This is a genomic window from Clostridium sardiniense (assembly GCF_016907995.1).
Lineage (GTDB): Bacteria > Bacillota > Clostridia > Clostridiales > Clostridiaceae > Clostridium > Clostridium sardiniense.
Map to the genome: position 1 here is coordinate 20,436 of NZ_JAFBDA010000027.1, position 21,612 is coordinate 42,047.

Here is a 21,612-nt window from a genome sequence, read left to right on the forward strand (position 1 = left end):
TTATAGCAGAGAAGTTTTAAAAACTTCCCTGCTATAATTTTATATTATATAATTTATATGTTTTAAAATACTAAATACTGAGTTAGTATTTAAAGTTTATTTTGTTCAAAATTTTAAATATATACTTAAAAATACGAATAACTCCAACTTAAATTGCTGAAGTATTTTGATCTTTCTGAGAACATTATTTCAAATTGTAACAAAATATATCCTCCATTTCCTATTGGCGAAGTTCATTTTTCATAATTTGATCGGTTGCTAAATATAAAGATTTTCTTAATGATTCATCTGTAGGCAATACTGTTCTTATTTTAGTACATTTTGGTAGTTGTCTATTAAATACTTCAAGTGTGTTTGTAGCATGAATCATCTTTCTTATTGTCTTTGAAAAAGCAAAGAATGTACTTAATTTATCAAAATTAGAATAATAAGAATCTATAACTAGAGCATACTTATAATCCCGTTTTTCTTTTTCTATATATAGTCCAATGATTTTTTGATCAAATTCATTGTAATTTTTTATATATTTCTTTACAGATACCGGAGTACAATTACTATTTCTATGTCTTGGAATTACTTCTAACAGTTTTACTTGATGTTCCATTTCTATAATTTTTAGAATCATTATCTTCTAAAGCTCTTTAATACGTACTTCTACCTAAATGTTATTTAATTTCAGCTTATAACAATTGATGCATAACATCGTTGAATAGCCTTTTCATCAATTCATTTTTACCCACTAAATTTTCAACAGATTTACAAATTTTAATCTCTTATTGATGATTATTTTTTTATTCATTTGAAATCCTATTTAAAATCTTTAAGAATATTATTTCAGATTTTCCAGTTTATTATACCAAAAAGACCGTAGATAAATTGGCTTTTACACAAATTTATCTACTCTCTGAAGCAATACAGGCACCTTAGTATGTATATAATGATGTCTATATTTTCTTTTCTAGGTGTTTTATAGAGTATTAATTCTAATTTTATATATAAGGTTCTCTCTGCTAAAAAGAAAATATTTGTGATGTTGGTAAATCTTAAAATTATGGGCTCACTTACTATGTCTGAAGTATTTTGTTAGACTATTATCTAATGCAGTTTTTCATCCTATTATTGGTTACAGTTATATTTTTGAGCCATCTTGTAAATACCCTTTTACTAATATCAACAAATTCAATAAGATGGTAGTAGACTAACACTATCTTTATTAGTTTCTTTAATCAATACAACTATTTTCAATACTAATTAATCTTTTCCTTTTCCTCAAAAAGTGTATCTAGTTTTTTTAAAATTACTAATAATGATGATATTTTAAATTAATAAATTCTTTAGATATTTTGATAGATTTAGCTTATTATGGTTGTATTATGTGATTTTATTTTAAACTAATTCACTAACATAAGTGGAAATGATATATAGAAGTAAACTATTAAATACTTTTGATTTCAATTCGTATTTTTTGTTCAATTTGTGTTATATAGCTGTTTATTACATTTCTTATGTGAAGCTATTTTCAATAGACTCCTTTTTTACTTAAAACATTTATATTTTATAAGTCTATTTTTATTAAGATATTTATGACTAAGTATTATAAGAAAAAAATGTTAAAGAAATTAACAAATTATGAAAAAAATATTGACGATACAAGGATAAAGCAATAAAATGTAAATAAATGAATAAATAGTAAAATTTTAATAAAATATACCAAAAGGTATTATTTGGTGCATTTTAAATAAGAGGGGATGAGGGATTATGGAAGAGAATTTTATAAAAGATAGCAAAATTCAAACAGGACCAATGATGATTTCATTAGATATAACATATCGATGTACATTAAGATGCTTACATTGCTTTAATAGTAGTGGTGAACATAATTTAGGAATTGAAGAAATGTCTGACGAAAATGTTTTAGATGTTGTCAGAGATATTTTGGAATTAAAACCGAATGTTATTTGTATATGTGGTGGAGAACCACTCCTTAGAAAAGAACTTATTTATAAAATTGCTAAATTATTAACAGATGAAAGTAAAAATGAAATAGTGGTAAATATGGTTACAAATGGTGAATTAGTTACAAGAGAGGTTGCACAAAATTTAAAAGATTCAGGAATATCAAATATCCAAGTAAGTTTAGATGGTCATTGTGATGAATTACATGATTGGATTAGAAATAAAAAGGGAAGCTTTAAAAAAGCTGTACAAGCTATTAAATATTTAAAAGAGTGTAACCTAAGAGTAGGAGTTGCAACTACACCAACATTAAGAAATATAAATCAGATTGAAAAGGTAGTAGAATTATGTGAAAAACTTAAAGTTGATGAATTTAGAATGCAACCATTGATGTTATTAGGTAGAGCAGAACAAAATTTAAAAGATTATATGCCAGAATATAATGATTATAGAAAATTAGCAAGATATATAAACAAGAAAAAAGTAAATAATGTAGGTACAAATAAAATGCAATTTGATTGGGGAGATCCTATTGATCATTTGGTTAGATCAAAAACAAGAATAGATGGATATTCTCATTATGTAGGTATAAATGCTTATGGTGATATTACAGTTTCGCCATACTTACCAATAAAATTTGGTAATATAAGAAGAAATAGTTTACTAAAGTATTGGAATAATGGATTAAGTGAAGCTTGGGGAATAAATTTATTAAGACAAATTGCAGAATTACCTAAATCATGCAGCGAACTGGATATAACAGAAATTAATAGTAACTTACCAAGAGTATATAAGGAAAAAAATATTGATTTAGACTTAATAAAAATCAAGGATATAAATTCAGTTACATTAGATAATATTCATAAGTACAATTTAGAAGGAGAGTTTATATATGAATAAATTTAAATTATTAGAAATAAGTGATAGCTATAAGATAAGTGATTTTATAAAACAAAGTGATATCTTTATAGATAAAAAAAATAATATCATTGGAGCTCATTATAATATACAGGAATTCGATGAAGTTGCAATAAGGGAATATATGTTTAATTATGAAATCTTATGTTTTGCTAGTGTGATAGATAGTAAAATAGATTCAATGCTATACTATGTATTACCTAAAGATATTAGTAATGTAACTTCTATTGAGCTGAAGTTATTTACAAATATAAATTCAAAGAATTGTAGTGATTTTATAAAATTTTCAGTTTTTAAAATTAATGAAATATTTGAAGATTTATATAAAAGAATAACGATATATATTAAAGAAGAAGAATTAAATAATGAATTGAAAAATAAATTAAAAGAATTAAATTTTGAGAGAGAAATTTTATTAAAAAATGAACTTGGAATGGATCAAAATGTTATCATATTTGTAAAAACTATATAGTGAAAAAGGAGAAATTATATGAGGATAGACTCTATTCATTGGGAGATAACAAGTAAATGTAATTTGAATTGTAGACATTGTTTTGTGGATAAGACAGTAAATGAAATTAAAGATTTACCATTTGAGGAGTCAATTAAAATCATAAAAAGATTGGCAGGTTTAGGAGTAAAAAAAATAACATTTTCGACTAAAGAGCCATTGATCTATAAAAATATAAGTGAACTTATAAATCTTTGTAATAAATATGGAATAATAACTGATATGGTTACAAATGGAATATTATTAGAGGATATAGAATTTGCAAAGAAAATTATGAGTACTAGTCTATCAGCAATATTTATTAGTATAGAAGGAATTACTAAAGAATCTAATGATTATATTAGAGGAAAAGGTAGTTTTAATAAGATTATAAGAGCAATTAAAAATGTAAGACGAGTATCGAATAAACATTTAGGAATACAAATGACATTGAATAAATATAACATGAAGGAAGTGGATAAAATTCCGCAGTTTTTTAATGAATTAAATATCAATTCATTAAATATTGGAGGAATAGCTAGTCAAGGAAATGCTTTAGAAAATTTAGAGATACAAATCACTGATGAAGAATTTAGAAAAAGTCAAGAAGAAATTGTAAAGGCTTATAATAGTTTGAAAAATAAGAAATATCAATTAAATCTTAAATCAGCATTGCCAATAGAGGTAGCCTATTTAAATTTGAAAACAGGTAGCAACTTCTTTACTTATGTACCGAAATGTTCTGTTATAAATAATTGTTATTCATTAATGAGTAATGGAAAAATAATTCCGTGTATATCTATGTTTTCAAGTAAAGTTTTCAAGGATAAGATGTTTGAAATAGATTTAGATAACGAATTTTTAATTTTAGATAATACCAAATTTAATAAAGAAGTAAAGTCATATATTAATATACAAAAAAGAGGTATTTGTGATAATTGTAATTTTAATGATGAGTGCTTCCCATGTGTTATGACTTTTGAAGGAAAAGACTCAGGAAAAACAATGAATAAGTGTGAAATAATGTTTTCAAAGTTTGAAGATTTATTAGAGAATATTATTAAAAATAAAGAGTTATATAATGTTATGTTAAATGAAAATATGATTTTTATTAATAATGAGAATAATTATAAATTTAAAAGATATGACTTAAGTAACAATATGTTAATAAAGACTTATTCATGTGAAGATATACCGATAGAGATAATAAATCAATTATATAAAGATAAAATTAGCTTGAATAAATTTGAATATTTATTAAAAGGAAAATTAGGATTAAAAAAAATTCTTGCAAAATTAATAATGGATAGTTTAATAAAGATAGAAGAGGTGGAAAATGTATAATTATTTAGAATGTAAACCAATTTTCAATAAAAAAAATTTAATTTATCAAAGAAACGAAAAAAAAGGTATTACTACATTTATTTCTAAGCATCACCCAGAGCTACAAGCTTTAGAAATGAATGAGCAGACTAATAATATTTTAAACTTATGTGATGGAAAAAAATCTATTAATGAAATTAGTAATAAGATAAAATCTAATTACTCTAATGTTACATTAGAAGAGGTTCAGGAGGATATTACAAATATAATTTTCGTTTTGTGGAGAATCGGTATAGTTGAATGGAATGGAGAACATGCATTTAAAAATATTTATGAAAAATCTATAGACAATGTAAAATATAAAATGTTGACAGAAGATGAAGTAATAAAATTAATTAGAGAAATAGATAAATTAGATGATAGAGAGAGTAAATTGTTCCATACACCTTACGTAACTTTAGATTATATATTAAATATATCTTCGGCACGTCAAAGAGTTTTCCATGCAACAGAGGAATACTTTAGATTAGACATAGATTCAAAATCAATTTTAACATTAGCGCTGGCTACGCCGTTAGATGCAAGAAAAAGCTTAACTCTTACATTTTATATTGAAAATGAAAAAATACCAGAATCAACTAATATAGATGAATTTATAAAATGGTGTGTTGATACCTATAAAAAATTAACGGGAATTGATTTTACAAGAATAGATATACAAATAGCAGAAAATAATTATAGAAGTATAAATAAATTTATAGAAAGAACGAGCTTTAAAGAATTAGGAATAATGAAGGATGCAATTAGAATAGAAGATGTATTTGATGTTTCTGTTAAAGCATTTGATATAATTTAAATAAAAATTTTATTTAAAGATAGTTGCTATGCTCATTAGCTTTTTCCATTCTAATTTAAATATCTTTTAGGGGAAAAGTAATATGTTCATATAAATTAAAATTTAAAGGGGGAGGGAATACTATGAATGAATACCAAAAGCCACAAATAAAGAGAGTTGGAGATGATAACAACATTACTCCATATGGGTGTACATGGCTAGCTGTAGTTCTTGCGGTAGCAATAGCTGTTGCAGGTGCTTATGTTGCGGCTGGTTACGCATATGGCGGTGTAAATATGGTTGCAGGAGTTAATATGGCAGCATGGATTAATATTGGTGTTAGTTGTTAAATAGGAGTTAAAGAAATGTAGGATAGATTATTTAGTGATCTATCCTACTATTAATATTTAATTAATTCCTTATATAAAGGTAAATTATTGTATAAGAGGTGAGGCTTTTATGAGTTTAATAAAATATAAAATTACGAATAATGGAAGAGAACTAGGATGTTTTTTAGTAACTACTACATATAATGAAGATGTAGAGGTAATGGAGGGAGAAATTAATTTAGAAAATATTAAACAAGATATTTATGTAGCAGTAAACCAAAAAGATTATACATTAGTTAAAGAGTGTATTAATAGTTTTGTAAATGAATTTCGAATAAGTAATATATTTTCAGAAATAGACTCAAATAGTAACATTATTTTTGGTATGAATAATAAAATAGAAAGAACATATTTGTTTAACAATATAATATTTAGTAATGTATATCTAATTTCTAATCTTCCTAAAATTTTTGATAGATATAGTGAAGGTAATAATATATTGAAAGTGTATACGATAAATAGCGAATTAAGAGATATTTACCCAACAACTGTGAAATTTATTACAGAAGATAATGAGAATATATGTTTTGAAATATTGTTTCCGGAAAATTCAATTTGCAGGTATGATAAAAAAAATAAAATTTTAAAAGAGTATAATTGTTTAAATAATATAACTAAATATGAATTAGTATCAGAAGAGAATGTAATATGAATAAAAATAAAGAAAAGTTATTTAATAAATGGCAGGGGATTTTTGAAATATTCAGAGTATATATTGGGAAATATATATTTGGATTAATAATCATTATTTGTGCAACTTTATTAGGATTCTTTCAAACATATTTAATGAAGAATATAGTAGATAAGTGTATTATGAAGGGAAATGTAAATTTATTGATTAAAACTATTATTATAGTAATAGGTATTTTTGTAGCAGTTCAGGCATTATATATAATAAAGACTTCATTATTTACAAAAATGAATGAAAAGATATTATATGATTTTAGAGTAAAACTATACAAAAAAATATCTCATAAAGAACTTTCATTTCATGGATATAAAAATCCTGGAGAGTTAATGACTAGGATAATGGAAGAAGTACCTATAATTGTTGGATTTTTAATGAATACAACAATTGATATTTTTATAATGGTATTTACTACAATAGCATTATTTGTTTTAATGATGAAGCTAAATTATATATTAACAATAGTTTCAATTATATCGTTAGTAATAACAATAATAATAATGAAGGTATTTGGGAAGAAAATAAAAATAGTTCAAAACAGTTCGCTGTCAAAATATGCTGAAGTCGGAAATATATTAAATGAAAATTTAATTAATATAAAAACAATAAAATATTTTAGAAAATATAGTTATACTGAAAATAAATTAAAACAGAAATTAGAAGAACATATAGATATTAAATTAAAAATGATGAGGATATCAATAGTATTAAGTATAATTTTATCGGTACTTAACTTCCTTCCTAATATAACACTTTTAGGATTAGGTGGGTATATGGTAATAAAGGGAATAATGTCTATAGGAACTATTATTGTTCTTTTGAATTATATGCAGCAATTTATACAATCTGTCCAAGGATTATCTAATATACAAATAGACTATCAAAAGTTTTTAGTTGCTATTAATAGATTTAATGAAATTGTTAATGATTCTGAAATAATTTATGAAGGAGAAACATATGTTGAATTAAAAGAAGAGTTAGTAATGAAAAATATTAATTTCTCTTATTATGATGAAATAATTTCTAATGTATCAGAAAACTTTAAAATTGGTTCAGTGATAAAAATAAATGGATTAAATGGAAAAGGAAAGACGACTTTAGTAAATTTACTTTGTAGATTAATTAAGCCAACGAATGGAGATATATATATTGATGGAATAAATCTATTACAAATTAAAGAAGAATCTTTAGAAAAAATTATTGGAGTGATACCTCAAGAAATAGAATTATTTTCTGATACGGTTTTAGAAAATATCAAATTAGGTGAAGATATAGAAAAAAAAGAAATATTGGATTTGGTGGAAAATATAGGATTTAGCAAATTTGATGAAAAATTTTTATGCAAAAAAATTGTAAGTAGGGGTATAAATGTATCTGGCGGAGAAAAGCAAAAAGTTGGCATAATAAGAACTTTGATTAGAAGGCCAAGTATCTTAATTTTGGATGAAGCAGATATATCTCTAGATCATGATTCTACTAATAAGTTATATACTCATATAATTAATAATAAAGAAAATAGAATTACATTTATAATAACGCATAATAATAATTCTAAAATAGAAAATGATTATGAAATAAACTTTTAAATATGATTTAAGAATATTCAATATGAAATTTATATAAATAATAAAGGAGGTAGCAAATGGTAAATTATGTATTTTTAGTTATAGGAGTATTTCTTTTAGGATTAGGAATATTAATGTGTAAAGGTCTAGTGAGTAATATGATTGCAGGATTTGATGACCAAAATGATGATAAATTAATTGCAGGTAAATGGGTAGGAACTAATATAGTTATAATGAGCTTTATAATTATACTTTCAAGTATAATTGTAATAATAGCTAAAATTGAAAATCCGTTAATTATCTTTTGTATATCGATGGGATCGATAGTGATATTTTCATTAAGATGTGCGTTATTATATAACAAAAAAGTGTAGAACTAAGTTTAATAAAAAAGATTAAGTTAAAGGTAAAGAAAAAAAATTATATATTTTCTTATATATAATTATACGTGAAAATAATATATTAAATTATTAATTGAAAAAAAGCAACTAAATTATTTAGTTGCTTTAGTATATATACAAAAGGACTTTTTTATGAAAGAAAAGGTCCTTTTAATATTTTATATATTTAGCTCTAAAATCGAACAGTTTAAGATTTGCATAAGCAAATCTATATACGGCGAAGAAAAGACTATTTTCCATCCTTTTTAATTCATGTATGCGAAAATAGGCATGAACTCAAATTTAATTTTTACAAAGATTCTTAAGTGAGTAAATATAATTCAGTACTTTTCCTGTGCATCACCAAAGACACGTTCTATAGTTTTTTTATATACCGATTTAATATATTTAGCATATTTTAAATGATTTGCTTCATCTAAACATCTTTACCAAATATGTATAGGATCTATCGTCTGATTTAATTTGTTTTACTTGACAATTAACACATTCTTTTGAGTTGGATTTATATTCGTTATATCCGTCTCTATTAGTAATTGAGTATTTAAGAATTTTATTATTTATGCAAATTCATATTTTATAAAGAATCCCTTTTTAGTCAGGGGTTTCTTATATGGCATTTACTGAAGAACATTAGAATCTAAAATTATTTTATCTATGTATGGAGTAAAATATCCCACAGCAGTAACTGTAGCTATGATTCTTCATCAATATCTATCAATAACTTTAGAGTAAATATCTTCGAATATACGCTATCGTGGATGTTCTCATGAGTTATATAGAATCCAAGTATAAAGTTGTTATAATCACAAGTTGTATGTGCTAAATACGCAAAACATTTTTATGTTTTGTAAGATATACCACTTTCTTCATAAGTAGTGCTTTTAATAATTTATTTTCCTTTTACTATTGAACCATTATTTAAAGGTTTTTTACTATGATTTTTTCTATCATTATTAATCTCTCGTCATTTAGCTTGTTTTGATATTTTTTAGATTTAAGTTGTATATTTGCTTTTTTTATTTCTTTTTATTAGCACTAGCTTTCATGAAGGAACACTTCTATCTGCAATGGAAAACCTTCAAAAGTATATAGCAGTAGATAAAGAGTCAGCTAAGACTTTAGGGGAAACAGGGGGACTTGGAACTGTTGCAACTAGAGCAGATATAATAGAAAAGTTATTTAACTCATTTGTTATAGAGAAGAAAGGAAAGGAAATATTCCCAACTTCAAAGGGTAAGCAACTTATAGAATTAGTACCTAATGAACTAAAATCACCTCTTCTTACAGCAAAATGGGAAGGTGAACTTGATAGAATAGCAAAAGGGAAGGAAGATCCTAATTTATTTATAAAGAATATGAAAAATTATTCAACTGCATTAGTTGAAGCAGTAAAGCAAGAAAATGCTAAATTCCATCATGATAATTTAACTGGTAAGAAGTGCCCAGAGTGTGGAAAATATATGCTTGAAGTTAAAGGCAAGAATGGAACTATGAATGTATGTCAAGATAGAGAATGCGGACATAGAGAAAATGTAGCAAGACTTACTAATGCAAGATGCCCAGAGTGTAAGAAGAAGTTAGAGTTTAGAGGTAGTGGAGATGGCAAGATATATGTATGTCCAGGTGCTAACTGTAACTTTAGGGAAAAGGAATCTCAATTCAAGAAGAGATTTGATAAGAATGGTAAGGTAAATAAGAGAGAAGTAAATAAGATAATGAAGCAAATGAAAAAGGAAGCTGAAGAGGAAATGAATAATCCATTTGCAGCACTTTTAAAAGATTTTAAATAGATAGTATTTATAGCAGAGTAGTTAATAAATAATATTAATTATTCTGCTATTTGTTTAGAATTTGATATATAATAAGATAATCTAGAGAATGAATAGGAGATAATAATATGGATGGAACTAATAGAAAAGATATAAAGATTGGACTTGGAGTACTAGTTGTTAAGAAAGAAGATCAACGTACTGGAAAATTAACTAAGGGAATAGTTAAGAGAATTCTTACAAATTCAGCAATTCACCATAGAGGGATAAAAGTTATGCTTGAAGATGGAACTGTTGGAAGAGTACAAGAAATACCATCAAAATAGTAAAGTTTATAAGCCTTATAAGAAAAATTATGAAGAAGATTTTAAAAGAGAATTTTATATATTATAATAACTTTAAAATACATAAGATACTAAGAGGTGATTGGGTTTGAGTAATAAAGAAAAGATTAAATGTCCAATTTGTGGAGAAGATATGAAAGAGCATGATTATGCTTATGATAATAAAATATATGGGAAAAAGTATTATAAATGTAAGGTTTGCGGACATAAAATGAATACTATGGATTAATAGATTATAAGCTTTTAAAAGAGTATATGTTTAATGTAAAAAAGAAATATTAATGTAACTTAATAGATAATTAGTAATAAAGGAATTTGCTTTTAGTAGGCAAGTTCTTTTATTATTTATATTTAATATAAATAAAATTTATATACTTATATTTATTATATGGAAATTAATGTTATGATTAGATTAGAGATAAACTAGAATCTATAAGATATTTATAAAATATAAACATAAGAAAAGAGGTATATTATGAAAAATTTATTGATGATATTTATAATAATACTTAGTATAAGTTTAATTATATATGGAATTAGTAAACAAAAGAAATCAACAAAAAGTATAGGATATGCAGGAATTATTTTTATAATTATAGCTATTTTTTCTGATTTTATAGGTAATTTAAACTTTTAACAATTAATCACTTATAATTGCTATTTTATCGTTAGATAAAGATTAAAATAATAAACGGACAAGCATGCATTTGTCCGTTTATTTAGTATTATATCAATAATAATTTAAAACATGGCTTTATTTTTTTATTAGTACTTATATATATATATATATATATATATATATTCAATGTTTTTAAATTTGATAATACTTTAATTAGCAGTTTCTACATGCTGTTTCTTATCAATCTTTTTCCAAAGAATTATACCGTATACAGAGTTAACAGTAAATTGAATCCACATTAATGCACCTGATAAAGCTGCAAGTGAAAGGTTTGGATCAGAAAGGAATGAGTGTAAGTATAATACTATTCCTACTGCATCTGCTAATAACCAGAAATACCAAGTTTCTTTAAATCTTTGAGTAGAAACTATAACAGCACAAATTGTTACTGTTGCAGTAAATGAATCTATTAAGTAACTTTTATCTGGTGGTATAACATTTCCAGTAAAGTGCTTTATTATATCTGGTAGATAATAAGCAAATCTTGAGTAAAGGAACCAAAGTACTATTATAAATATAATAATTCCTATCCATTGCTTTTTATTTAATGATCTAACTTCTATAGTTGATGCTTCAGAATTATCTTTTTTAGCTTCTAATGCACTTTTTCTCCAAGCAAAGAAACCATAACAATTCATTGGTAACATGTATAATGTATATAAAATAACCTCAGCATACATTGTACGAGATAAAGAAATAAATATATAAAAACAAGTATTAACAACTCCCCAAGCATAAGCTGCTGCTTCTGCACGAGCTGTATATACTGCTGCAAGTAATCCAGTTACTGCTGATAAAAGTCCTGCAATTGATAATACAGTTATTGTTTCAGAAATTGAACCACCACTATATAAAGGACTAAAGAAAAAGAATATATTTACAAGTAAGAAAAATATAAAATATCCTTTATGAAATTTTGAAAACGATTTAAACCAAGTCATTAAAATTCCTCCTAAAAGTATGTTAAATAAATACGTCTCTAAATGACAACGTTATTATATAGCTAATAAATCAATAAAACAATGACATAAAAGTATCTAAAAGTAAGTGTATGAAAATATTTACATACAGAAGAGAGGCGTACATATTTTTGAAACAAAATAAATTGATTCAATGCAAGTGTGTAAAAGGTTTTCATAAGTGAGGGAACTATAGAATTTTAATAAAGTAAATAAAAAAAGAATAAAGTTAATAAATTTTAAATGTATTCAATGAAAAAACTATAAAAAGTTTTTAGTGAATTTAAGTTTGATGAGTATTTGAATCAAAAAGAAGAGATAATTAGGACAGTTCCAAGTGATTCACAGTATAGTGAGTTTGAATTTGATTAAAATATTAAAATAGTTTTCCTTATGGAAAATAAAGTTATTAAATATAATTAGAGTATTTATATAAAAATAATATTTATATATAAATTTAAAGGCAAAGTAACTTTAGAATTATATAGGTTACTCTGCCTTTGAAATAAATATAATTTTATCTATACTTAATTTTTATATTATTAGCTATAATTACTTTTTTAGAAAATATTCCATGAATCAATTTGACCTTACCATTTTTATTAAAATAGGGAGTGTCATAAGTTGAATATACTATTTCTCGTTTATGTACAAAGTCAGTTACATAGATTGTGAAATAACGTTTATTATCATTATCATCATTAAATTCATCAATGCCTGTACAAATTCCAGTTAATGAAGTATATAGGCCAAATATGTACTCTATTAAAGCAAGGAGACTTTTTAGTATACCTATTAAAAATAACCAAACTAGAATAGATTTAAAAAGTAAATCATAGCAAAAGTAAATAAATATAACCGCATAAAATATTGAGAATTTAGAGAAATATCTTTGCTTAAAAGGTACTTTCTCAAGGGGATAAAACCAAATTTTAAATCTCCAAAATATACTACTATCATTCATATCAGAATCTGCACCTGACATAGCTTGTTGCCATTTTAGTTTACGGTCAGTAGCTAGTAGAGAATATATTATTTTACTATAAATTATAACTGCAATATAAGAAGCCTCCATAATTAGAGAAGAGATAAAGAGCGACATATTCTTAAATATAATTATAGTAATTACACTATATAAAATAAAAATTATATTTAAAAATAATAAAGGCTTTAATTTAGACTTTACAATAAATCTATCTTCTTCAGATAATTTAGGTGATTTATTAAATATTGCACCAAGAGCTAAAGCGATTAGAGTAAAAGCAGTAAATTGATTAATTAAGTTAATATTTATACCATCAAATAGAGATAAGGAATATCCTTTTAAATTTAAATATAATAGAATATTACCTAAAATATTAATGAGTATATTGGAAATCGCAAGAATTCTTAAAGATTTCATACTATGTTTTTCTGTCATTTATATCACCTCATTTCGTTTAAATAATATAAATTATATCATGAATTAAGGATGATAGTTTAATTAGGATTGTAGTATCGAGGCTTAAAGATATTTATTTAATCGTCTTAGCATAAATTTGAAAAGAGTTTGAGTATATTACTTAAGAAATACTATAATAAAAAATAATGGCTTAATCATATTTAATTTCTAAAGTTTTATTATAAAAAAGTTGATAAGAAATTTAATAATTAAATATGTTAGTATACAAATATAAACAGTAATTATAATAAAGTAATTTGGTATTAATCAAAAATATAATTATAATTGATTTTTTAATAAAAGGAATATTTTAAATACATAATTAGTTTCAAATTAATTATGTACTTTCTGTTTATTTTACGGGATTATTGCTATTTTGCTCATAGTAATAGTACAAAGAAAGGTGAAAGTTATTATAGCACCACTTTAGCTATAGGCGAAAGAAGGTGAAAATCTATGATTAATAAATCTATAAATAAAAAATCAAAACAATATTCATTTGATAGTTTTTATAAAAAAGTATTAAATAATGAAGTTATTGACAGTGAGAGGAGGAATAAAAATATTAGAGAAAAACAAATATTGTTTTCAGAATTGACTGAGAGACAAATGAACATTCTATCATTAAATGAAATAAGATTAAGTACTCAAATAATTTTATTTTTAACTATAAAAAATTTATATTTAAACCTATATCATATTTAATATAGAAAAACAAAAATGAGGTGAATATATAATTGTAAATACAAAACTATTTTTTAAGTCCAGCATATAAAAGTAAAGGATTTAAATAAAGCTTTACTTTTAGAAAATATTTATGGTATTGCAGAATTTTATATAAAAGATAGAGCTTTAGGGGGACCCTGGAATAACAGAAAAGAAATATATAAAGAGCTTAGAGAACAAAAAGAATTAAGGAAATCGAAGCAGTAAGCAAAAATTGAGGAATTTCTTTCATGCATCAGGTAGGGTGAGTTAATTCTAGAATAGGATATTTAGTTGAAGCTAAAAAACAAATAGACAAGTCATTAATGAGTAAAGGTTAAATACTTCAAAGAAATTTAGATTTTTATTATATTAATAAGTTGAGAAAAGGAGAAGTTTATGTGGATTAAAACTCAAGATAAGAAAAAATTAGTTGAAGTTACAAAAGTAGAATTACAGAAAGCAATTGGTTCTAAATATAAATGTGCAATTATTGGGACTTTAAAAAATTCAAGTTTTTTTCAAGTGAAATAATAGAATTAGGGAAATATTCATCTTTAGAAGATGCTAATATTGAACTAAAAAATATAGAAAAATGTATAACTGAAGATAAAAAGTTGTATTCCATGGGGTAGGGGGATGTAAATATGGAATTTAAGATGGTTATTAATCTAATTATAATAATGTTAAATTTATTGGTTTTATATTTATTATTACGAAGTAAAATGAAATTAACCAATAGATCATTTACAGTTATAAATTTAAATAATATAAATAAAGGTAATTGGAATAGATGGATAAATTTTTTTGTTATTCCATTAGTGATTATTAGCTTTATTATATTAGTTTATAATCTATTTAGTAAAAATAATGATTATTATAATATTTGGTTTATATATTATGTACCATTAATTTTTTTTGTTAATCCAGTTATTTATATTAATGATGAGTATATAGGTACTATTTATAAAATTATAGATACACAAAATTTAAAATATATTGAAGTTTCTATAAAATATAATAATGTAAAGGTTTTATTTTATTATGTAGATAAGACTAATAATGAAATAACATTTAATGTTTCTACATATGCAGCTAAAAGAAATTATGAATTATCAAAAAAGATTATAGATGCATTAAGAAAATATAATTATGAAGTGTATTTAAATGAGATAGGATAAATAAAAAATAAAAGGATATTATAATAAAATCAAAAGAGATAAATTAAAGATTGTTATGTGCTACTGATTATCATACCTTTTTTGAACGGGAGTGATAGATATGAGTATTGGTAAGTTAAGGTTATTATTTAATGATGGAATGTTTTTACTAGCATTATTAACGTTTATAGTCATATTTATAAAAAATAACAAAAAAATAGTAGCCCTTGACCGAAATTGAGTGCTACTATTTTAATAATATTATAGTGATATTAGTTGCATAAGCAACTTTAATTTATATTCTAGTAGAGTGTTAGAAGCGCTCTACTTTTTGTATTTAGGATACCATCTGCTATGAGGGTATTAGTTTCTCTAATTTCAAGTGATACTTCTGAGACAAGGAGACAAATAAAAGCCATATGTGATGTAGCCAAAAGACATGGAGAAAGAGTATATCAATATTGTGGTGGTCATGTTCATGTTGAAATGAATAAATTAGATACTGAAAGACAAAGGTGGAGAAGGTTTTTTAAGACAATAGAAAATTATGAAGAAGGTATATGTAGCTTCATGAGGCGATTTAGGACAGGTTAAACAGTACACGAAATTTAGTAGAGTAGCTTCTGGCACTAAAAATATGCGATGTAACTTAGAATCTGATGAGGAGGTTAAAGGAATGGAATCTAGATTATCAGGAATGAATAGATTCTATGAAATAAATTTAAAAAATATAGCAACAAGAAGAGCTCATACAGTAGAATTTCGTTATTTTAACGGATCATTAAATTATAAGCAAATCCGGGCAAATATAAAAATGGCAGCAGGAATAATTAATGCATATGAAAAGGCAAGATTTAGAGATGCAGATGATGAAAACTATAAAAAAAGAGGTAACATATTAAAAGCTTCTGCTATAGCTACAGTGACAAGAATAAAGGATAAAATGATGAGATTTATAGATATAGCTTTTTCAAGAAAAAAAGATAAGGATGCAATAATAATGTATTTAAAAAGAATGAATGGAGATGAAAATTTTAGAATTTTTAGAGTTTAGTGTATAATAATATCAGATGATGTTTCATAAATTAATTAAAATTTAGATTCTGTTAAGTTATGATGATTAATAATTATATGAGTACACTTTATATTGCAGCATTTATAGAGATTGTAATGTTTATATTTATGATATAAATAAGTTTTTTATCGCATTTTGGTATCTTGGATAATTGGATTTAACCTTTCCAATACCGTCTACAAGACGAATTGACGGTTACAATTTTTACATTGATATTATTGATTAGCCTGCTTATCAAAGCCAAACTTATATAGTTTAATCGAATGACAGTGAGGATATTTTAAATTAGTTTTGTTCATTGCTTTTTTCTCTTTTTGTGGGGAGTATATTGTGGTCTAGTCAAACTTAGTGTATTTCCTTAGGTTAAGAAGAGCGATGTTCATATAAATTAACAGAACGTACTTTACAATGAGGGGGCATATTATGAAGAGAAAATTAAAAAAAATATCAATTATATCAGCAGTTTTTTTGAGTGGAATTTTATTTTTTTCTGGATGTAGTAATAAAGTTAAAGAACAGATGGATTTAGCTATGAATTACTTGAATTCAGGAAAATATAATGAAGCTAAAAATGAATTGGAAGTAGTTTTGAAGGAGAATTCAAATAATTCAGAAGCGAAATTACTAATAGAGATCATAAGTGATTTTGAAACTGCTAAAAAATTATTTGATGATGGGAAAATTAATAAGGCTAATGAAGAAGTGTTAAATATTCCAAAAGAATATAGTAATTATGATATAAAAAATGAAATTGAAAATTTAAAAAGTAGTATAAATAAAAGATTAGAAGAAATAAAACAATTTAATAACAATTTAGATAAAGTACATAAATTAATTAGTGATGGAAAGTTAGAAGAGGCTAAAAAAGGAATAGATAATATAAAAAATGAACATTTAACTACTGATCAAGTCAAAAAAGTAATAGATTTAGAAGATTCATTAAACAAAAAAATAGATGAGAAAAAGAGAGAAGAAAAGTTACTTAAAGAGAAAAAACAAAAGGAGTTAGAACAAAAGAAAAAAGAAGAAGAAATTGTAAAACAAAATACACCTAAGAAAAAAGAAACAAATATTAATTCAAAAAATGAAAAAGGTAGTAATAGTAACTCTAATAAAAATCAGTCTAAGTCCTATGTGTATGTAAATAATGAATTAGGATTACAAATGACAATTCCAGCTAGTTGGAATGATCTTTATACAATAAAATCTGATAATGATGGTATATATTTAAGTGTAAAGCATAAAAAAAGCAATCCAAATTTAAGACAAGGCTTTTTATTTGCTGTAACTAAAAGAAGTCCAATGGATGATGAAGATCATATGGATAGTGTAGGTAGAAAAAGATATATAAAAGCTAAGGGAGTAGCATATATTATTTGGGGGCCAACTGGTCTTACAATGGGGGAGGATAATCCAGATTGGGATATATATCGTAGACTAAATCATCAAAAGTATTCTGTAGCAGATACTGTAAAAGCTATACTATAGATTAGAAATGAATAAAAACATAAAAAACGAAAAATATTAATAAATTGGTTCAAAAAGTTAAAAAATGTAAAAAACGAGAAAAATAATTTAAATGGATATATAAGAAAATGTATCAAAAATTATTGCTTAAAGATTATAAAAATAATAAAGGCTTTGTAACATTTGATGAGAGATTAAACTATGTTATTTTTAAATGATTATTTTGAAGACATATCAGATAGGGAGTTTAGTAAAGATAATTTGGTTATAGAACTACCTAATATTTTAGATAATGATGAAAAAGAAATCTTTCTTAGTGCTTATTTAAATAATATATCAATAAATGATTTAGTTAAAGTAAAGCGGCAATAGCAATTGTAAAGTCAAAAGATAGTTTGATGAAAATTGGATTAGTATAATAATAATTGTTGTAAAAGTAATTTAAATTGGATTTGAGTTTATCGAAAAGAATATGGCCTTTTATGGTTATATTAATGGCGTTATAATAAACTATAATTAATAAGAAATAAGGAAAGTGGATATGTTATGAAAAAATTAACAAAAAAAAGCTCCAAAATTAAAGGATATATATTTTAAATGAATAAAGATATTAAAGAAAATTAGAGTTATATTTGTTGTATCAGTGACGTTATTGGTGGTTTTTTATAATTTTAATAGTATTAGGGGGTAGTAGTAAGTTTTATCATAGCAGCTATATGTATATTATATACAATGTATGTTATAGATATAAGCAAAAAAATTGCTAAAGAAAAATGGAAAGATATTTAGATATTAAGATATGTAAAATTAGTTATTAGTAAATATAATTGGTTATGGGGAATTGGAGAACAAGGAGCAAAACCTGCAAAAAATATTGATAGTTGGATACAGATATGGCGTGTACCTGATAGAAATATGGCTAATAAATGTGCTAATTATGCTGATAGGACATTTTAGAATTCTACAGGTGGATATCATAAAAATATACATATTGATTATAGAATTACATCGAGATTAACAACTAAAAATCCTAATTATTGTTCAAAATTAGTTTTTCAATCATATTACTGGGGAAGTGGTAGTGCATCTGTTATAAAAGAAAACATGGTTAATCTATCTTGGGTATGACCAAATGCATTACCAAATGTGTTTACAGGAAAATATGCGCCTTATAAAGTTGGAACATATTAGGGGGAATAAAATATGAAAAAAAAGTTATTAATAATTTTAATTATTATAGTTGGGATTATAATTTTTTTTGTGGGCAAAGGGTATTTAAAAAAAATGGATGCTGATAAAAAAATAGATAAATTTATTACTGAAAAAGCTAATATACCTTTAAGTGAAATTTTAGTAATTACCCCAATTAAGGAATGGGGTATGATAGGAGATTCTGAAAAGGAGTATTCAAAATATTTTACAACAAAAAAAGATTTTGAAAGATGGAAAGAAAAATTAAAAAAAGAGGGTAAAAATTATAAAGATGTAAAAATTAAAGATTGTGAAATACAATATTCTTGTACGTATTCTCCTAAAATTTCTAAATTTAATCAAACAGAGGTGTATCGTTTACAATATAGTTTATTTGGAAATAGTATAAATAGTTTAAATGAAATAGAAAATGATTTTGCATACCCTCCAAATGAATATATAAAAAAGCTTTTAAAAGAAGAAAATTCAAATTTCACAGGCCTTAATTGAAATTGGTTTTAAATATTGATAGTAAAAGGGTTCTAAAGAAAAACTTTAGAACTTTTTTAGTGACAAAATAAATTATACAACATCTAAAAAGTTGGTTAAATATATTTTAAAAGAAAGATTTAGGAAAAATAAATAAAAACTAAATAAAAGAAAAGGAGCTGAAAAATCCTTTTAGCTTTTATCTGTAATAAGATTTAGTATCTAGCGGATAAAGAGATGAATTGTAATCTTTTAAATCACTAATTAAGATTTACATAAAACTTCAATTAAACACTTCGTATTATTTTTTATTTGCATTTATTTTTGAAAATAAAATAGTGATAATATAATGGCGATTAATTAATATAATTAAATGTATTAGGTTTAATTATTCATATAAAGTTATATAGATAAAAATTAAATTATATATAGAATTAAAAAGAACCTCATTTTAATAAAATGAAGTTCTTTTTTGATAAGGGGTCACTTAAAAAGCGTAAAATAATTTAATTAATGATTAAATTATATATCTATACAATATAAAAATAAATGATAAAAATCATATGTATGAAAAAATAGATATGATAATATATCCAATATAATTATTTGATAAGAAAGGAGAATGAAATGTGAAAAAAAAATACAATGGAACTAAGAAGCCAGGTAATATGTTTAATTTGATTACATTATTATTTATATTAATTATCTTATATGGAACTTTATTATGGATTTTTTCTATTATGCTCACAATATTTTAATAAAAAATAATTATATTCATATCAAATTTACATAAATTAAGTGAAAATATAGTAATGATAATAAAAATTCATTATTGAAAAATAGGTATAATTTGCCGAATATAGTATGCTATAAATTAAAAAAATATATATTACATAACAGTTAAAATAAAAAGATAGCCAAATAAAAAAAGCTATCTTTTTATTATGTAATATATTAATAATGAGACAGTACTATTATAAGGTATTTAATTTATTTATAAAATGATAAAAGTCATATGTATCAAAAAATAAATATGATATTATATCAAATAATATTATTTAATATAAAAGGAGAAGTTCATATGAAAGCTAAAGCAAAAAATATATTAGAAATATTAGTAATTATAGTTGTTACAGTGTTAATAAATAAATTTTTAATATTTACAGCTTATATACCTAGTGGATCAATGATACCGACTTTAAATCCTGGAGATAGAATCTTAGCAACTAGAGTGTATAGCACCAGTCATCTAAATAGAGGAGATATTATAATATTTAAGTCTAATGAACTTCATGAAGATTTAATAAAAAGACTTATAGGATTACCAGGAGATGAGATAAATATTAATGGAACTTCGGTATATGTAAATGGTAAAAAATTAGATGAACCGTATGTAAGAAATAATATGAATTTTGAAGGAACGTATAAAGTTCCAATGGGGGAGTACTTCTTTTTAGGGGATAATAGAGCGAATTCTGATGATTCACGTTTTTGGAGCAGTCCTTACATAAACGGAGATAATATAATTGGAAAAGCTTATTTTAGGATATGGCCATTAAATAATATTGGTTTTTTAACTTAAAAGATATGTAGTTATAGAAATTAAGATATAGTATTAAAAGACTAGATAAAATTAATTGATCTAGTCTTTTAATTAAATAAAGTATTTGAAAATTTGTTTAATAAAATAATAAATAAATTAAAAATCTATTTTATTAATATAATATGTTAATTGCAGATTTACTAGTATACAACTAAACTTATATAG

Annotated in this window: 23 protein-coding genes and 3 pseudogenes; 22 read left to right on the plus strand and 4 right to left on the minus strand. The window is 23.9% G+C overall.

Going from position 1 to position 21,612, the window contains the following annotated elements:
• Nucleotides 1–125: 125 nt before the first annotated feature.
• Nucleotides 126–770, minus strand: a pseudogene (locus JOC62_RS16165) (transposase).
• 988 nt (nucleotides 771–1,758) lie between these two features.
• On the opposite strand from JOC62_RS16165, the gene JOC62_RS16170 reads away from it, so the two are divergent.
• The 12 genes and pseudogenes from JOC62_RS16170 to JOC62_RS16225 all read left to right on the plus strand — a co-directional run bounded on the left by JOC62_RS16170 (nucleotide 1,759) and on the right by JOC62_RS16225 (nucleotide 11,315).
• Entirely contained in the window at nucleotides 1,759–2,856 is a 1,098-nt protein-coding gene (locus JOC62_RS16170) for a radical SAM protein (protein ID WP_204596333.1), read from the plus strand.
• Complete coding sequence (locus JOC62_RS16175; RefSeq protein ID WP_204596334.1) at nucleotides 2,849–3,346, plus strand: hypothetical protein; 498 nt, start codon at nucleotides 2,849–2,851, stop codon at nucleotides 3,344–3,346. Before JOC62_RS16170 ends, JOC62_RS16175 begins: the two co-directional genes overlap by 8 nt.
• 18 nt (nucleotides 3,347–3,364) lie before the next feature.
• Nucleotides 3,365–4,708 carry a radical SAM protein gene (locus tag JOC62_RS16180; RefSeq protein WP_204596335.1) on the plus strand — a complete coding sequence of 448 codons (1,344 nt, stop codon included), beginning with the start codon at nucleotides 3,365–3,367 and terminating at the stop codon, nucleotides 4,706–4,708.
• Nucleotides 4,701–5,543 carry a PqqD family protein gene (locus tag JOC62_RS16185; RefSeq protein ID WP_204596336.1) on the plus strand — a complete coding sequence of 281 codons (843 nt, stop codon included), beginning with the start codon at nucleotides 4,701–4,703 and terminating at the stop codon, nucleotides 5,541–5,543. The genes JOC62_RS16180 and JOC62_RS16185 overlap by 8 nt, the downstream gene beginning before the upstream one ends.
• A 122-nt stretch (nucleotides 5,544–5,665) precedes the next feature.
• Entirely contained in the window at nucleotides 5,666–5,872 is a 207-nt protein-coding gene (locus tag JOC62_RS16190; RefSeq protein ID WP_204596337.1) for a hypothetical protein, read from the plus strand.
• 109 nt (nucleotides 5,873–5,981) lie between these two features.
• A complete protein-coding gene (locus tag JOC62_RS16195; protein WP_204596338.1) occupies nucleotides 5,982–6,563 on the plus strand; it encodes a hypothetical protein in 582 nt (193 codons plus the stop codon).
• On the plus strand, nucleotides 6,560–8,185 hold the full coding sequence (locus JOC62_RS16200; protein WP_204596339.1) for an ABC transporter ATP-binding protein: 1,626 nt from the start codon (nucleotides 6,560–6,562) through the stop codon (nucleotides 8,183–8,185). Before JOC62_RS16195 ends, JOC62_RS16200 begins: the two co-directional genes overlap by 4 nt.
• 56 nt (nucleotides 8,186–8,241) lie before the next feature.
• The gene (locus JOC62_RS16205) at nucleotides 8,242–8,538 is read left to right on the plus strand and encodes a hypothetical protein (protein ID WP_204596340.1); all 297 of its coding nucleotides are present in this window, start codon (nucleotides 8,242–8,244) and stop codon (nucleotides 8,536–8,538) included.
• Nucleotides 8,539–9,605: 1,067 nt separating this feature from the next.
• A pseudogene (locus JOC62_RS16210) lies at nucleotides 9,606–10,355 on the plus strand (DNA topoisomerase); the annotation flags it as partial.
• Nucleotides 10,356–10,462: 107 nt separating this feature from the next.
• Complete coding sequence (locus JOC62_RS16215) at nucleotides 10,463–10,660, plus strand: YwbE family protein (RefSeq protein WP_204596341.1); 198 nt, start codon at nucleotides 10,463–10,465, stop codon at nucleotides 10,658–10,660.
• A 106-nt stretch (nucleotides 10,661–10,766) separates the two neighbouring features.
• Complete coding sequence (locus JOC62_RS16220; protein ID WP_204596352.1) at nucleotides 10,767–10,907, plus strand: hypothetical protein; 141 nt, start codon at nucleotides 10,767–10,769, stop codon at nucleotides 10,905–10,907.
• A gap of 246 nt (nucleotides 10,908–11,153) precedes the next feature.
• A complete protein-coding gene (locus JOC62_RS16225) occupies nucleotides 11,154–11,315 on the plus strand; it encodes a hypothetical protein (RefSeq protein WP_204596342.1) in 162 nt (53 codons plus the stop codon).
• 191 nt (nucleotides 11,316–11,506) lie between these two features.
• Here JOC62_RS16225 and pnuC read toward each other — a convergent pair whose 3' ends face one another.
• Nucleotides 11,507–12,298 (minus strand): nicotinamide riboside transporter PnuC, encoded by a 792-nt coding sequence (pnuC, locus tag JOC62_RS16230; protein WP_204596343.1) that lies wholly within the window; start codon nucleotides 12,296–12,298, stop codon nucleotides 11,507–11,509.
• A gap of 535 nt (nucleotides 12,299–12,833) precedes the next feature.
• Entirely contained in the window at nucleotides 12,834–13,736 is a 903-nt protein-coding gene (locus JOC62_RS16235) for a hypothetical protein (RefSeq protein ID WP_204596344.1), read from the minus strand.
• Between the two features lie 477 nt (nucleotides 13,737–14,213).
• On the opposite strand from JOC62_RS16235, the gene JOC62_RS16240 reads away from it, so the two are divergent.
• The 6 genes from JOC62_RS16240 to JOC62_RS19235 all read left to right on the plus strand — a co-directional run bounded on the left by JOC62_RS16240 (nucleotide 14,214) and on the right by JOC62_RS19235 (nucleotide 16,676).
• On the plus strand, nucleotides 14,214–14,462 hold the full coding sequence (locus JOC62_RS16240; RefSeq protein WP_204596345.1) for a hypothetical protein: 249 nt from the start codon (nucleotides 14,214–14,216) through the stop codon (nucleotides 14,460–14,462).
• Between the two features lie 399 nt (nucleotides 14,463–14,861).
• Nucleotides 14,862–14,996, plus strand: a complete 135-nt coding sequence (locus JOC62_RS19400; protein WP_279381526.1) for a hypothetical protein — start codon at nucleotides 14,862–14,864, stop codon at nucleotides 14,994–14,996.
• A 113-nt stretch (nucleotides 14,997–15,109) separates the two neighbouring features.
• The gene (locus tag JOC62_RS16245) at nucleotides 15,110–15,643 is read left to right on the plus strand and encodes a hypothetical protein (protein ID WP_204596346.1); all 534 of its coding nucleotides are present in this window, start codon (nucleotides 15,110–15,112) and stop codon (nucleotides 15,641–15,643) included.
• 100 nt (nucleotides 15,644–15,743) lie between these two features.
• Entirely contained in the window at nucleotides 15,744–15,863 is a 120-nt protein-coding gene (locus JOC62_RS19225) for a putative holin-like toxin (RefSeq protein WP_221858685.1), read from the plus strand.
• 113 nt (nucleotides 15,864–15,976) lie between these two features.
• On the plus strand, nucleotides 15,977–16,216 hold the full coding sequence (locus tag JOC62_RS19230) for a hypothetical protein (RefSeq protein WP_243425096.1): 240 nt from the start codon (nucleotides 15,977–15,979) through the stop codon (nucleotides 16,214–16,216).
• 82 nt (nucleotides 16,217–16,298) lie between these two features.
• Nucleotides 16,299–16,676 carry an amidoligase family protein gene (locus tag JOC62_RS19235; RefSeq protein WP_243425097.1) on the plus strand — a complete coding sequence of 126 codons (378 nt, stop codon included), beginning with the start codon at nucleotides 16,299–16,301 and terminating at the stop codon, nucleotides 16,674–16,676.
• A 53-nt stretch (nucleotides 16,677–16,729) separates the two neighbouring features.
• Here the strand turns inward: JOC62_RS19235 and JOC62_RS19495 are convergent.
• Nucleotides 16,730–16,996 (minus strand): annotated as a pseudogene (locus JOC62_RS19495) (IS1/IS1595 family N-terminal zinc-binding domain-containing protein); the annotation flags it as partial.
• 124 nt (nucleotides 16,997–17,120) lie between these two features.
• Here JOC62_RS19495 and JOC62_RS16255 point away from each other — a divergent pair.
• From JOC62_RS16255 to lepB, 4 genes are all read left to right on the plus strand, one after another.
• Nucleotides 17,121–18,185, plus strand: coding sequence for a hypothetical protein (locus tag JOC62_RS16255; protein WP_204596347.1), 1,065 nt, complete (start codon nucleotides 17,121–17,123; stop codon nucleotides 18,183–18,185).
• A gap of 180 nt (nucleotides 18,186–18,365) precedes the next feature.
• Complete coding sequence (locus tag JOC62_RS16260; protein WP_204596348.1) at nucleotides 18,366–18,536, plus strand: hypothetical protein; 171 nt, start codon at nucleotides 18,366–18,368, stop codon at nucleotides 18,534–18,536.
• An 831-nt stretch (nucleotides 18,537–19,367) separates the two neighbouring features.
• On the plus strand, nucleotides 19,368–19,865 hold the full coding sequence (locus tag JOC62_RS16265) for a hypothetical protein (protein ID WP_204596349.1): 498 nt from the start codon (nucleotides 19,368–19,370) through the stop codon (nucleotides 19,863–19,865).
• A gap of 1,060 nt (nucleotides 19,866–20,925) precedes the next feature.
• Nucleotides 20,926–21,426, plus strand: coding sequence for a signal peptidase I (gene lepB, locus JOC62_RS16270; RefSeq protein WP_204596350.1), 501 nt, complete (start codon nucleotides 20,926–20,928; stop codon nucleotides 21,424–21,426).
• Nucleotides 21,427–21,612 lie beyond the last annotated feature (186 nt).

Excerpts from the sequence above, each read along its gene's own strand:
- JOC62_RS16195 (WP_204596338.1), top strand. The coding sequence starts at position 5,982 with ATGAGTTTAATAAAATATAAAATTACGAATAATGGAAGAGAACTAGGA.
- JOC62_RS19225 (WP_221858685.1), top strand. The coding sequence starts at position 15,744 with ATGAGTATTGGTAAGTTAAGGTTATTATTTAATGATGGAATGTTTTTA.
- JOC62_RS16190 (WP_204596337.1), top strand. The coding sequence starts at position 5,666 with ATGAATGAATACCAAAAGCCACAAATAAAGAGAGTTGGAGATGATAAC.
- JOC62_RS16245 (WP_204596346.1), top strand. The coding sequence starts at position 15,110 with ATGGAATTTAAGATGGTTATTAATCTAATTATAATAATGTTAAATTTA.
- pnuC (WP_204596343.1), bottom strand. The coding sequence starts at position 12,298 with ATGACTTGGTTTAAATCGTTTTCAAAATTTCATAAAGGATATTTTATA.
- JOC62_RS16265 (WP_204596349.1), top strand. The coding sequence starts at position 19,368 with ATGAAAAAAAAGTTATTAATAATTTTAATTATTATAGTTGGGATTATA.
- JOC62_RS16175 (WP_204596334.1), top strand. The coding sequence starts at position 2,849 with ATGAATAAATTTAAATTATTAGAAATAAGTGATAGCTATAAGATAAGT.
- JOC62_RS16240 (WP_204596345.1), top strand. The coding sequence starts at position 14,214 with ATGATTAATAAATCTATAAATAAAAAATCAAAACAATATTCATTTGAT.
- JOC62_RS16215 (WP_204596341.1), top strand. The coding sequence starts at position 10,463 with ATGGATGGAACTAATAGAAAAGATATAAAGATTGGACTTGGAGTACTA.
- JOC62_RS16170 (WP_204596333.1), top strand. The coding sequence starts at position 1,759 with ATGGAAGAGAATTTTATAAAAGATAGCAAAATTCAAACAGGACCAATG.
- JOC62_RS16225 (WP_204596342.1), top strand. The coding sequence starts at position 11,154 with ATGAAAAATTTATTGATGATATTTATAATAATACTTAGTATAAGTTTA.
- JOC62_RS16185 (WP_204596336.1), top strand. The coding sequence starts at position 4,701 with ATGTATAATTATTTAGAATGTAAACCAATTTTCAATAAAAAAAATTTA.
- JOC62_RS16255 (WP_204596347.1), top strand. The coding sequence starts at position 17,121 with ATGAAGAGAAAATTAAAAAAAATATCAATTATATCAGCAGTTTTTTTG.
- JOC62_RS16260 (WP_204596348.1), top strand. The coding sequence starts at position 18,366 with ATGTTATTTTTAAATGATTATTTTGAAGACATATCAGATAGGGAGTTT.
- JOC62_RS19235 (WP_243425097.1), top strand. The coding sequence starts at position 16,299 with ATGGAATCTAGATTATCAGGAATGAATAGATTCTATGAAATAAATTTA.
- JOC62_RS19230 (WP_243425096.1), top strand. The coding sequence starts at position 15,977 with ATGAGGGTATTAGTTTCTCTAATTTCAAGTGATACTTCTGAGACAAGG.
- lepB (WP_204596350.1), top strand. The coding sequence starts at position 20,926 with ATGAAAGCTAAAGCAAAAAATATATTAGAAATATTAGTAATTATAGTT.
- JOC62_RS16205 (WP_204596340.1), top strand. The coding sequence starts at position 8,242 with ATGGTAAATTATGTATTTTTAGTTATAGGAGTATTTCTTTTAGGATTA.
- JOC62_RS19400 (WP_279381526.1), top strand. The coding sequence starts at position 14,862 with ATGTGGATTAAAACTCAAGATAAGAAAAAATTAGTTGAAGTTACAAAA.
- JOC62_RS16180 (WP_204596335.1), top strand. The coding sequence starts at position 3,365 with ATGAGGATAGACTCTATTCATTGGGAGATAACAAGTAAATGTAATTTG.
- JOC62_RS16200 (WP_204596339.1), top strand. The coding sequence starts at position 6,560 with ATGAATAAAAATAAAGAAAAGTTATTTAATAAATGGCAGGGGATTTTT.
- JOC62_RS16235 (WP_204596344.1), bottom strand. The coding sequence starts at position 13,736 with ATGACAGAAAAACATAGTATGAAATCTTTAAGAATTCTTGCGATTTCC.